Origin of the sequence: Pseudomonas sp. zfem003 (genome assembly GCF_032621675.1) — a bacterium.
Taxonomy (GTDB): domain Bacteria; phylum Pseudomonadota; class Gammaproteobacteria; order Pseudomonadales; family Pseudomonadaceae; genus Metapseudomonas; species Metapseudomonas otitidis.
This window is the reverse complement of the sequence record NZ_JAVYJG010000012.1, coordinates 54,477-66,167: the sequence shown is the minus strand read 5'-3', so window position 1 is coordinate 66,167 and position 11,691 is coordinate 54,477. Positions and strand designations below refer to the sequence as shown.

11 protein-coding genes are annotated in these 11,691 nt (G+C 69.2%); all 11 read left to right on the top strand.

Annotation, left to right across the window (positions count from 1 at the left end; translation table 11 throughout):
* The first annotated feature begins 9 nt into the window (after positions 1–9).
* Positions 10–627, top strand: coding sequence for a hypothetical protein (locus RTK35_RS26215; RefSeq protein WP_316909361.1), 618 nt, complete (start codon positions 10–12; stop codon positions 625–627).
* Positions 628–950: 323 nt separating this feature from the next.
* Positions 951–1,568, top strand: a complete 618-nt coding sequence (locus RTK35_RS26210; protein WP_316909360.1) for a hypothetical protein — start codon at positions 951–953, stop codon at positions 1,566–1,568.
* 323 nt (positions 1,569–1,891) lie between these two features.
* A complete protein-coding gene (locus RTK35_RS26205; RefSeq protein ID WP_253122964.1) occupies positions 1,892–2,509 on the top strand; it encodes a hypothetical protein in 618 nt (205 codons plus the stop codon).
* Between the two features lie 143 nt (positions 2,510–2,652).
* Positions 2,653–3,438 (top strand): MBL fold metallo-hydrolase, encoded by a 786-nt coding sequence (locus RTK35_RS26200; RefSeq protein WP_044409827.1) that lies wholly within the window; start codon positions 2,653–2,655, stop codon positions 3,436–3,438.
* 224 nt (positions 3,439–3,662) lie between these two features.
* Complete coding sequence (locus RTK35_RS26195) at positions 3,663–4,778, top strand: serine hydrolase (RefSeq protein ID WP_316909359.1); 1,116 nt, start codon at positions 3,663–3,665, stop codon at positions 4,776–4,778.
* Complete coding sequence (locus RTK35_RS26190; protein ID WP_107331830.1) at positions 4,775–5,107, top strand: amidase; 333 nt, start codon at positions 4,775–4,777, stop codon at positions 5,105–5,107. Before RTK35_RS26195 ends, RTK35_RS26190 begins: the two co-directional genes overlap by 4 nt.
* A gap of 119 nt (positions 5,108–5,226) precedes the next feature.
* On the top strand, positions 5,227–6,429 hold the full coding sequence (locus tag RTK35_RS26185) for a M20 aminoacylase family protein (protein ID WP_316909358.1): 1,203 nt from the start codon (positions 5,227–5,229) through the stop codon (positions 6,427–6,429).
* Positions 6,430–6,442: 13 nt separating this feature from the next.
* Positions 6,443–7,777, top strand: coding sequence for a citrate-proton symporter (locus RTK35_RS26180; RefSeq protein WP_236212583.1), 1,335 nt, complete (start codon positions 6,443–6,445; stop codon positions 7,775–7,777).
* Positions 7,774–9,261: an amidase gene (locus tag RTK35_RS26175; protein ID WP_316909357.1), complete on the top strand. Its 1,488-nt coding sequence runs from the start codon at positions 7,774–7,776 to the stop codon at positions 9,259–9,261. The genes RTK35_RS26180 and RTK35_RS26175 overlap by 4 nt, the downstream gene beginning before the upstream one ends.
* 70 nt (positions 9,262–9,331) lie before the next feature.
* Positions 9,332–10,102 carry an IclR family transcriptional regulator gene (locus RTK35_RS26170; RefSeq protein ID WP_182851953.1) on the top strand — a complete coding sequence of 257 codons (771 nt, stop codon included), beginning with the start codon at positions 9,332–9,334 and terminating at the stop codon, positions 10,100–10,102.
* A 182-nt stretch (positions 10,103–10,284) separates the two neighbouring features.
* Entirely contained in the window at positions 10,285–11,592 is a 1,308-nt protein-coding gene (locus RTK35_RS26165) for an OprD family outer membrane porin (protein ID WP_316909356.1), read from the top strand.
* Positions 11,593–11,691: the final 99 nt, after the last annotated feature.

Here is an 11,691-nt window from a genome sequence, read left to right as displayed (position 1 = left end):
TTCCAGCCCATGCCCCTGCCGATCCTGCTCAACCGCCGCACCCGCGAGCTGTACTTCGAGCAGGACGGCGAGCTGTACCACACCCCCTGGGACGGCATCGCTGCTGCGGCCTATCCCTTCGATACCGTGGGGTTGTACACCGGCGGCATGCGCCATGCCGCACTGGAAGTGCTGCTGCACCGCTACGGTCACCCCGAGGAGCAGGTGGTGATCAACCTGGGCTCGCCCATCAGCAAGAGCCTGGAGATGCAGTTGGGCTTTTGGGAGTACCTGCGAGCGTATATGGACAATGGCCCCTGGTTCGATGAACACGGTAGGCACAGCGAGTCGCCCGCGTTCAACCAGAGTCTGTTGGAGGTACGCAAGACGCGCGGGCAGTGGACGCGCCTGCACTGGGGCATCCTGAAGCGCGAGTACAAGGCCAAGCAGGGGCGGAACTTCCTGGGCTATGACGACGTGATGCTGATCCTGCTAAGCGCCTTGTTTGCCCCTATGAATGCGCTGCAAAACTTCACCTACGCCATCGCCAAACGCCGCGCCCGCACCCAATGGCCGGCCCTGGTCCGCGAGCGCCTGCGGGCCGATGGCCCCACCAGTCGACTGGTGGATCTGGAGCAGCAGGCGTGACGACGGAGGCTTCCCGCGCCTTCGCCCAGCGCTTTACCCAAGTACCGGACAGTTGCCTACTCCAGTCCGACCAGTCCACGCAAGCACCGCTTATGTGTATGCCCGAAGTGGAGGAGCAGACCGAGTTCTACCTGAGCCTTGAGCATGGGGAGAGTGCGGACAGAGGGATGTGGACAGGAGCACTGGGCGGGGGACTGGGTTGCTTTCTCTTGACCATGGCTTTGATTGCTTTGTGCTACGGAAACAACCAGGGCGCCACTCAAGCGTCTCTGGTCGCAGTTGCATGCATATTGGTCCCTTTCATCTGCGAAGTGCTCCAGCCCATGCCCCTGCCGATCCTGCTCAACCGTCGCACCCGCGAGCTGTACTTCGAGCAGGACGGCGAGCTGTATCACACGCCTTGGGACGGCATTGCCGCTGCGGCCTACCCTTTCGACACAGTCGGGCTCTACACCGGTGGCATGCGCCATGCCACGCTGGAGGTGCTGCTGCACCACTACGGCCACCCCGAGGAGCAGGTGGTGATCAACCTGGGCTCGCCCATCAGCAAGAGTCTGGAGATGCAGTTGGGCTTCTGGGAGTACCTGCGGGCTTACATGGATAACGGCCCCTGGTTCGATGAACACGGCAGGCACAGCGAATCGCCCGCGTTCAACTTGAGCCTGTTGGAGGTACGCAAGACGCGCGGGCAGTGGACGCGCCTGCACTGGGGCATCCTGAAGCGCGAGTACAAGGCCAAGCAGGGGCGGAACTTCCTGGGCTATGACGACGTGATGCTGATCCTGCTAAGCGCCTTGTTTGCCCCTATGAATGCGCTGCAGATCTTCACCTACGCCATCGCCAAACGCCGTGCCCGCACCCAATGGCCGGCCTTGGTCCGCGAGCGCCTGCGGGCCGATGGCCCCACCAGCCGGTTGGTGGATCTGGAGCAGCAGGCATGACGACGGAGGCTGCCCGCACGTTTACCCGACGCTTCTCCCAAGTGCCTGACAGTTGCCTGCTCCAGTCAGACCAGCCCACGCACGCTCCACTCATGTGCATGCCCGAAGTGGAGGAGCAGACCGAGTACTACCTGAGCATTGAGCACGGGGAGAGTGCGGACAGAGGGATGTGGACCGGGGCGTTGGGTGGAGGAGCAGTATTTTTTGGGCTGATCGCGATTCTGCCATTGCTGCTAGACGGCGACATGCAATGGGCCAGCCGACTGGCGTTGTTTACGTACCCGCCAGTGTTCGCGGTGTTTCTGTGGGAAATCCTCCAACCCATGCCCCTGCCGATCCTGCTCAACCGTCGCACCCGCGAGCTGTACTTCGAGCTGGACGGCGAGCTGTACCACACGCCCTGGGACGGCATTGCTGCTGCGGCCTACCCCTTCGATACCGTGGGGTTGTACACCGGCGGCATGCGCCATGCCGCGCTGGAAGTGCTGCTGCACCGCTACGGCCACCCGGAGGAGCAGGTGGTTATCAACCTGGGCTCGCCCATCAGCAAGAGCCTGGAGATGCAGTTGGGCTTCTGGGAGTACCTGCGGGCCTATATGGATAACGGCCCCTGGTTCGATGAACACGGCAGGCACAGCGAGTCGCCCGCGTTCAACCAGAGTCTGTTGGATGTACGCAAACGGCGAGGCCAGTGGACGCGCCTGCAATGGCGAGATATCAAGGAGCAGTACGCTGCCAATGGTGGGCGCAATTACCTCAGTGCCTCGGATGTTGCGCTTTTGCTGGGGGGAGCACTGCATGCCCCAATCAACGCCCTACAAAACCTCACCTACGCCATCGCCAAACGCCGGGCCCGTACCCAATGGCCGGCCCTGGTCCGCGAGCGCCTGCGGGCCGATGGCCCCACCAGTCGGCTGGTGGATCTGGAGCAGCACCCCTAAGCCCCCCCGGCTGTCGCGGATTGCGACGCAGCGCGCCTCCCTGCGACCTTTGCGCCCTTGACGAAGGGGGCGCTTGACGCAGATCAGTACGCCCGGACAAGGGGCTCCGCATGCTGTGCGCCGCAACCGAATCCGAGGTGTCCATGCGCCGTGAACCCATCGTGCTGTTCGACAACGGCACCCACCAATGCATGCTGTTCGACGATCTGGTCAGTGGGGACGGCATCCAGTCCAACCAGTTCCTGATCACCGACCATGACCAGTACCTGCTGCTCGATCCGGGCGGCGATCTGACCTACACCCCGCTGTCGCTGGAGCTGTCCAAGCACATCCCGGTGCAGGACTTGACCTACATCTTCGCCTCCCACCAGGACCCGGACATCATCGCGTCCCTGGACAAGTGGCTGCTGCACACCCGCGCCAAGGTGGTCTGCTCCAAGCTCTGGGCGCGCTTCCTGCCGCACCTGACCGCCAACTACCTGGCCATCAGCCATGGCATCTCCACCTACGACCGCATCATCGCGCTGCCCGACCGTGGCCAGTCGATCCCGCTTGGCCGCTGCAACCTCAAGGCGGTGCCGGCGCACTTCCTGCACTCGGTGGGCAACTTCCAGCTGTACGACCCGGTGAGCAAGATCCTCTTCTCCGGCGACATGGGCGCGTCCATGACCGAAGACGCCTCCCCGGTGCGCGACTTCACCAACCACGTGCCGGAGATGGAAGGCTTCCACCGGCGCTACATGGCCGGCAACAAGGCTTGCCGCCTGTGGGCCGCGATGGTCCGTGGCATGGACCTGGAGATGATCGTGCCGCAGCACGGCCGTCCCTTCGTCGGCAAGGAAATGATCAGCGCCTTCCTCTACTGGATCGAGAACCTCGACTGCGGCCTCGACCTGATGGGCCCCGAGGACTACCAGCTGCCTCGCTGACAGCCCGAGGCGAACGCACCTGCAGCAGGCTCGCGTTCGCCAGACGTGCACACGGAAACCGGCCGGAAGCCTGCGCCTCCCGCCGGTTTTTTTACGGGATCGCCCACGCCGTGGTGCCACCCCGAAGTTGTCTGGAATGGCCACCTTTCGCGGCGCGTTCGGCGCTTTTGGCTGTCATCAACCCGTGCTAGGGTCGGCCTCTTCCTACAACAAGAGGCCTGCCGATGCCCATGCTCCTGCTCCGCGCCCTGTGCCTGGCCCTTGGCCTTGCCGCCGTGCTGCCCGCCCAGGCGGAACGCTGGCCCGATCCCGACTGGACGGCTACCCCCGCCGCCAGCAGCCCCGCCCTCGACGCCTTCGAGCGCTACGCCTTTCCCGCCCGTGACGATGCCCAGCGCCAGGGCGTGCGCAGCGACGCGGTGGTGGTGATCCGTGATGGCGAGCTGGTCTACGAACGCTATGCCGGCCCTACCCAGGCGCAGACGCCGCACCTCACCTGGTCGGTGAGCAAGAGCCTGCTGGCCGCCACCCTGGGTGTGGCCTTTGGCGAGGGGCGCTTCAAGCTGGACGACCCGGTCGCCCGCCACTACCCCGCCTTCGCCAGCCACCCCGGCGTGCAGGTGCAGCACCTGCTGCACTGGGCCTCCGGCCTGGCCTGGCAGGAGGACTACGAATACGCCCCGCTCAAATCCTCCGTGGTGGCCATGCTTTACACCCGAGGGCGTGGCGACATGGCCGCCTTCGCCGCCGAGCACCCGCTGGACGCCGTGCCCGGCAAGCGCTTCCGCTACTCCAGCGGTGACAGCAATGTGCTCTCCGCCGCCCTGCGCGGCATGGTGGGCGAGGCCGCCTACCCGGACTACCCCTGGACCGCGCTGTTCGAGCCCCTCGGCATCCGCTCCGCCGTGTGGGAGCGGGACGCCGCCGGCACCTTCGTCGGCTCCTCCTACGCCTACCTCAGCGCCCGTGACCTGGCCCGGGTCGGCCTGCTCATGCAGCGCAACGGTCGCTGGGGCGAGCGGCAACTGCTGCCCGCCGAGTGGGTGGCCTTCAACCGCACGCCCTTCGCCGACTACCGGCCGGACCCGAAACAGCCCGGCGAAGCCGTCCCCGGCGGGCACTGGTGGCTCAACCGCGTGGTGGAGGGCGCGCCGAAGCCCTGGCCGCACGCCCCGGAAGACGCCTTTGCCGCCCTCGGCCACTTGGGCCAGGCGCTCTACGTGCTGCCCACCGAGAAGCTGGTGATCGTGCGCTACGCCGACGACCGCGACGGCACCTACCAGCACGACCGCTTCCTCGAACTGGCCCTGGCCGCCTTCGCCCCGGAGGTGAAGCCATGATCCGCCGCCGTCCCGTGCTCAGCGTCCTCGTCCTGCTGCTGCTCCTGCTCGCCGGCCTGGCCTGGCACAACCGCGTCCACCTGCAGGCCTTCCCCGGCATCATCAGCGCCTACACCGCCAAGGAGTACTGCTCCTGCCGCTACGTGATGCACAACGCGGCGGACTACTGCCAGGGCTACGTGAAGCAGTACGTGCCCATCAGCGGCTTCCTCGACGATGCCGCCGGCAAGCGCGTGACCGCCCGTGGCCTGGGGCGCAGCAACACCGCTGCCTGGCTCGGCGAGCGCCAGGGCTGCCAGTTGCTGGCGGAGCCCGACCCGCTGCCCTGAGGCCGCGCGCTCGGGTTCCACCCTGTGGAACCACCTTCGATTGTTCTCCTCCGTCCCGCGCGGTTAGCTGGAGACCGACCGCCCCGGGCGGTCTCCACCGGACGAGGAGAACAACAACAATGACCCGCTTCGCTCCCATCCAGGCCTGGCTCGACGACATCGCCGACGAGCTGCGTGCCTTGCGACACGACATCCACGCCCACCCCGAACTCGGCTTCGAGGAGCACCGCACCGCCGAGCTGGTGGCACGCCTGCTGCGCGACTGGGGCTACGAAGTGCACACCGGCATCGGCCGTACCGGCGTGGTCGGCGTGCTGCGCCGTGGCCGGGGTACGGCGCGGCTCGGCCTGCGGGCCGACATGGACGCACTGCCCATCCACGAGGCCGGCGCGGCCGCCCACATCAGCCGCCATGCCGGCTGCATGCACGCCTGCGGGCACGACGGCCACACCGTGATGCTGCTGGGCGCCGCCCGCTACCTGGCCCAGGCCGGGCGCTTCGAGGGCACTCTCAACCTGATCTTCCAGCCCGCCGAGGAAGGGCAGGGCGGCGCCCTGGCCATGCTGGAGGACGGCCTGCTGGAGCGCTTCCCCTGCGATGCGCTGTTCGGCATGCACAACATGCCGGGCCTGCCGGCCGGGCAACTGGCCTTCCGCGCCGGGCCGGTGATGGCCTCCCAGGACCTGCTGGAGGTCACCCTCGAAGGCGTCGGCGGGCACGGCTCCATGCCGCACCTGTGCGTCGACCCGCTGGTGGCCGGTGCCGACATCGTCATGGCCCTGCAGACGGTGGTGGCCCGCCACATCGATGCGCAGCAGGCAGCGGTGGTCAGCATCGGTGCCTTCCAGGCCGGCGAGGCGGCCAACGTCATCCCGCAGACGGCCCGCCTGCGCCTGAGCCTGCGTGCGCTGGACCCGGCGGTGCGCGAGCGCCAGCTGCAGCGGGTGATGGCGATCATCCGCGGCCACGCCGCCAGCCATGGCTGCCAGGTGCAGATCGAGCACCGGCCGGCCTACCCGGTCACCGTCAACCACCCGGCCGAGACCGCCTTCGCCCGGCGTGTCGCCCTCGACCTGGCGGGCGCCGACGCCGTGCAGGACGCGCCCACCCTCATGGGCAGCGAGGACTTCGGCTGGATGCTGCAGCGCTGCCCCGGCAGCTACCTGATGATCGGCAACGGCGACGGGCCGATGGTCCACAACCCCGCCTACGACTTCAACGACGCCATCCTCCCGAGAGGCGCCGCCTACTGGGCCGCCCTGGCCGAATCCTGGCTGCAGGTGACGCCCGTGCGCCTCGCCGAACCCACTGCCCACGCCTGACCCGGAGACCGCCATGAAACCATCCGCCAGCGGCGCCTCGCGCGGCCGCCAGGTGACGGCTGCCGTCATCGGAAACGCACTGGAGTGGTACGACTTCATCGTCTACGGCTTCCTTTCCAGCATCATCGCCCGGCTGTTCTTCCCCTCGGACGACGAGTACGCCTCGCTGCTGATGGCCCTGGCCACCTTCGGCGTCGGCTTCTTCATGCGCCCGGTGGGCGGCATCCTCCTGGGCCTCTACGCCGACCGCCGGGGGCGCAAGGCAGCCATGCAGCTGATCATCCTGCTGATGACCGTCTCCATCGCCATGATCGCCCTGGCCCCCGACTACGCCGCCATCGGCCTCGGCGCGCCGCTGCTGATCGTGGTGGCGCGGATGCTCCAGGGCTTCGCCACCGGCGGCGAATACGGCAGCGCCACGGCCTTCCTGGTGGAGAGCGCCCCGGCCCATCGGCGCGGGCTGTATGGCGCCTGGCAGCTGTTCGGCCAGTGCCTGGCGGTGTTCGCCGGCTCCGGCATGGGCGCCCTGGTCACCCACGGGCTCTCGCCCGAAGCGCTGGATGCCTGGGGGTGGCGGGTGCCCTTCCTGGTGGGGCTGCTGATCGGTCCGGTGGGGCTGTGGATGCGCCGGCACATGGCCGAGACCGAAGCCTTCCTGGAGGCCCGTGACACCCAGCGCGGCGAGCACATCGGCTTCGGTCGCATGCTGCGGGAGAACGGCCGGGCCGTGCTGGTCACCCTCGGCTGCACCATCAGCGGCACCGTGGCCTTCTACGTGGTGCTGGTGAACATGCCCACCTTCGCCCACAAGCAGCTGGGGCTGCCGCTGGACCAGGTGTTCATGGTGCAGATGGCCGCCGTGGCCTGGATGACCCTGGTGATCCCCCTGGCGGGGCACCTGTCCGACCAGGTCGGGCGGCGCCCGGTGCTGCTGGTGGGTACCTTCGCCTTCCTGGTGATGGTCTACCCGCTGTTCAGCTGGGTGGCGGCCGCGCCCGGCCTCGGCCGCCTGCTGGTGATGCAGCTGCTGCTGTGCAGCGCCATTGGCAGCATCTACGGCCCCGGGCCCACCGCCAGCGCCGAGCAGTTCCCGGCGGCGGTGCGCTCCACCGGGCTGGCACTGTCGAACAACCTGGGGGTGATGCTGTTCGGCGGGTTCGCCCCCTTCATCGTCACCTGGCTTACCCAGACCACCGGCGACCCGGTGGCACCCGCCTACTATGTGGTCTTCGCCGCCAGCCTCGGCCTGGTCGCCAACTGGCACCTGCGCGAAGGCGCCCCCGCCGCCCTGGCGCGCCGTGCCCGCCGGCGTTCCCTGTCCCAGCCCACCCGGAGCCTTGCCGAATGAGCCTGACCCGACCCCCCGCACCTGCCCGCTCCCTGCGCGAGGAGATCGTCGCCCTGGACGCCCTGCCGCTGTCCGAGGCCATCCGCACCCGCCAGGTGGCCTGCCGCGAGGTGATGCAGGCCTACCTGGAGCACATCCACGCCCTCAACCCGTTGGTCAACGCCCTGGTGGACCTGCAGCCCGAGGAGCGCCTGCTGGCCGAGGCGGAGCAGCGCGACCGGCAACTGGCCAATGGGCAATGGCTGGGCTGGATGCATGGGATGCCCCAGGCGCCGAAGGACCTGGCCGCCACCGCCGGCCTGCGCACCAGCCTGGGCTCGCCGCTGTTCGCCGACCAGGTGACCCGCCACGACGCCCACGTGGTGGCCCGCGCCCGGGCGGCCGGCGCGCTGTTCATCGGGCGCAGCAACACCCCCGAGTTCGGCCTCGGCTCGCACACCTACAACCCGGTGCACGGCACCACCGGCAACGCCTACGACCCCAGCCGCAGTGCCGGCGGCAGCAGCGGTGGGGCGGCGGTGGCGCTGGCCCTGCGCCTGCTGCCGGTGGCCGACGGCAGCGACATGATGGGCTCGCTGCGCAACCCGGCGGCCTTCAACAACGTCTACGGCCTGCGCCCGTCCCTGGGGCGGGTGCCCTTCGGCCCGACGCCGGAGCTGTTCGTCCAGCAGCTGGCCACCGAAGGGCCCATGGGCCGCAGCGTGGCCGACGTCGCCGCGCTGTTGCGCACCCAGGCCGGGCCGGCGGCGGGCGTGCCCCTGGCGCAATTGTCCAGCCAGGACCTGGAGGGCCCGCTGGAGCGGGACTTCAGCGGCACCCGCATCGGCTGGCTTGGCGACCTGGGTGGCCACCTGCCCATGGAGGCGGGCCTGCTGGCGCTGTGCGAGGCCGGGCTGGCGGACTTCCGCGCCCTGGGCTGCGAGGTGGAGCCGGTGGTGCCGGACTACGACCCGGAGCGGCTCTGGCGCTGCTGGTGCGTGCACCGCCACTGGCTGGTGGCCGGCAGCCTGGGGCCGCTGTACGCCGACCCGGCGCGGCGCGTGCGGCTCAAGCCGGAAGCCTGCTGGGAGGTGGAGGGCGGCCTGGGCCTCAGCGCCGAGGCGGTGCACCAGGCCTCGGTGGACCGCAGCGACTGGTACCGCGTGGTGACGGCGCTGTTCGAGCGTTACGACTTCCTGCTGCTGCCCAGCGCCCAGGTGTTCCCTTTCGACTCGGCCCAGCCCTGGCCCACCGAGGTGGCCGGCCGCGCCATGGACAGCTACCACCGCTGGATGGAGGTGGTCATCGGCGTGAGCCTCGCGGGCCTGCCGGCCATGAGCGTGCCGGTGGGCTTCGGTGAGGCCGGGCTGCCCATGGGCGTGCAACTGATCGGCCCGGCGCGTGCCGACCTGGCGGTGCTGCAGCTGGCCCACGCCCACGAGCAGCAGACCCGCTGGGTGGCGCGGCGCCCGCCCGCGTTGCTGGGCTGGCCATCCGCCAACTGAGCGATCACGGGCCGGCCAAGGCCCGTATCTTGCTGGCGCCTGTCATCGCCATGGGGGAGGGGAGGCGGGTATGCAAACACGAGAAGACAGCGGCACGGTGCGTTCGGTGGAGCGCGCCCTGGGCATCCTCGAACTGCTGGGCGCCCATGACGCCCTGGGGTTGGAGGAGCTGCACTACCTCACCGGCCTGCCCAAGGCCACGGTGTCGCGCCTGTTGCACACCCTGCAGGAGCAGGGCTGGCTGTACCGGGGGCTGTGCGACCGGCGCTACCGGCTCACCGCCGAGCGCCTGTTCGGCGACCCGCAGCAGCGCTTCCTGCGGCAACTGGTGGAGCGCGCCTCGCCGCTGCTCTGCGAGCTGGCCGAGCGCACCGGCCTGGTGGCCGACCTGTCGTTCTTCGACGGCGACGACCTGCTGGTGGTGGAAAGCGCCGTGCCCCAGGTGCTGCGTCGGCGCTACCCTAACAACCGCCTGGTGGTGGGGCTCAAGGCCAGCCTGCACCAGTCGGCCATGGGCAAGGCCTGCGTCGCTGCCCTGGAACCCACCGACCTGGAGCGCCTGGCCGCGCGCCATGGCCTGCCCGGCGAGGCGCTGCAGCGGGTCCATGAACAGGCCCACCGCCAGGGCTACGGCGAGCGCACCGAGGGCAGCTGGGAATATGCCGTGCGCCTGCCCTTCCTGATCCGCGCCGTGGCCCTGCCGGTGCGGCGCCAGGGGCGGGTGGTGGGCAGCGTCGCCCTGCACTGGCCCCGCGACCAGGACAGCGTCGAGCGGGTCAGCGGCCAGCACCTGCAGGACCTCGCCGGCACCGTCGACCTGTTGCAGGGCCGGCTGGCCTAGGCCGCCGGCCCACCCTCCCGCCGGGCAGGCCTGCCCGGCTTCCTGTCGCCTGCACCATCGCCCGCCCGCCATTCCACCCGGTGGAACCCATTTCGATTGCCCGTCGGGGGCGGCCGCCCACAATGGGCCTGCCTGTCCGGACAGCCTCACCTTTCATCCAGAACAACAAGAAGGACAACGAGATGAACCTGCGAGAGAAAGGCCTCGCCGGGCTGCTGTGCCTGGCGTCCGGCTGGGCGTGCCATGCCGAACCCTTCATCGACGACAGCCGCACGTCGCTGCGCTACAGCCAGTTCTACTGGAAGGAGAACGACGGCGGCGAGGTCGGCCCCAACCGCGACGAATGGGTGCAGGCCGCCCTGTTCAGCTTCAACTCCGGCTGGTACCGCGACCTGTTCGGCGTGGACTACGCCTACGGCCTGGCCGATGGGCTGCACGTGGGCCACGAGGCCACCAGCATCAGCAACCTGGAAGCCGGGCGCAGCGTGCAGTCGCCCCACGGTATCGCCAAGCCGGTGGAGGCCTACCTGCGCGGGCGGCTCCCGGTGGCCGACGGCTACCTGCAACTGGGGCTCGGCAAGAAGAGCCGGCGCTACGGGCAGTACTACGACGACCCCTTCAGCCGCATCCTGCCGCCCTCCACCCTGGGGACGGACCTGGAGTGGCGCGCCGAGGGCCGCGCCCTGCGTTACAGCCGGCTCACCGGCTTCAGCGCGCGCAACGAGTCGGGCTGGTCCGACACCCTGCGCAACTTCCGTGGCCAGCGCATCGAGGCGCTGCACCTGGCGGCCGTGGAGTGGACGCTGCCCACCACCAGCCGCCTGACCGGCGAGTACAGCCTGGCCGAGGACTACCTCAAGGTCGGCTCCCTCAAGCTGGAGCACAGCCTGGCCCTGGGGGATGAGCGCTTCATCGACCTCGCGGGCACCCTCGGCGCACAGCAGGACGCCGGGTGCCTGTTCGAGCACGAGGGCGTGCGCGGCCTGTTCGAGGCGGAGCGGCAGCACCGGGCGCGCTACACCGACCTGTCGCTGAAGTACCGCACGCCCAGCTACACCCTGGGGGCGGCCTACAACCGGGTGCGGGGTGGCGACTTCGACCGCCCGTTCTTCCGCCAGGACCACGGCACCTGGAACAGCAGCGCCAAGCTGTTCTACTACTTCGGCGCCGAGGACGAGGCCATGGTCAAGCTCATGGCCGGGATGGACTTCAGCGCCTTCGGCCTGCCCCAGCTGCGGCTGGACAGCCACTACGCCTTCTCCGACCATGCCGCCGGCTACCGCGAGTTCTCCCGGCGGGAGTTCCAGAGCCTGCTGCAGTACCGCTTCGACGGGCCGCTCAAGGGGCTCAGCCTGGCCTGGCTGCACAACCGCTTCCACACCGAAGGCGTGCCCGACGGGGTGGACCGCCGGCAGGCCTCGCGCGGGCCGGCGGGCATCATCACCCACCACGCCGAACGTTTGTACCTGAACTACGTCTATAGCTTCTGATCCGAAGGACAGGCCGGCCCTCGCCCTGCTGGCGACGGGCCGGCGACCCTGGTTTGCAGGTGCGCTGGCCGGCGGTTTAAGGTGGCGCCGATTTGCAAC

Bases quoted from the DNA above. Each gene is read 5' to 3' on its own strand.
- RTK35_RS26195 (WP_316909359.1), top strand. From the start codon at position 3,663: ATGCCCATGCTCCTGCTCCGCGCCCTGTGCCTGGCCCTTGGCCTTGCC.
- RTK35_RS26185 (WP_316909358.1), top strand. From the start codon at position 5,227: ATGACCCGCTTCGCTCCCATCCAGGCCTGGCTCGACGACATCGCCGAC.
- RTK35_RS26190 (WP_107331830.1), top strand. From the start codon at position 4,775: ATGATCCGCCGCCGTCCCGTGCTCAGCGTCCTCGTCCTGCTGCTGCTC.
- RTK35_RS26215 (WP_316909361.1), top strand. From the start codon at position 10: ATGCCCCTGCCGATCCTGCTCAACCGCCGCACCCGCGAGCTGTACTTC.
- RTK35_RS26210 (WP_316909360.1), top strand. From the start codon at position 951: ATGCCCCTGCCGATCCTGCTCAACCGTCGCACCCGCGAGCTGTACTTC.
- RTK35_RS26205 (WP_253122964.1), top strand. From the start codon at position 1,892: ATGCCCCTGCCGATCCTGCTCAACCGTCGCACCCGCGAGCTGTACTTC.
- RTK35_RS26170 (WP_182851953.1), top strand. From the start codon at position 9,332: ATGCAAACACGAGAAGACAGCGGCACGGTGCGTTCGGTGGAGCGCGCC.
- RTK35_RS26165 (WP_316909356.1), top strand. From the start codon at position 10,285: ATGAACCTGCGAGAGAAAGGCCTCGCCGGGCTGCTGTGCCTGGCGTCC.
- RTK35_RS26200 (WP_044409827.1), top strand. From the start codon at position 2,653: ATGCGCCGTGAACCCATCGTGCTGTTCGACAACGGCACCCACCAATGC.
- RTK35_RS26180 (WP_236212583.1), top strand. From the start codon at position 6,443: ATGAAACCATCCGCCAGCGGCGCCTCGCGCGGCCGCCAGGTGACGGCT.
- RTK35_RS26175 (WP_316909357.1), top strand. From the start codon at position 7,774: ATGAGCCTGACCCGACCCCCCGCACCTGCCCGCTCCCTGCGCGAGGAG.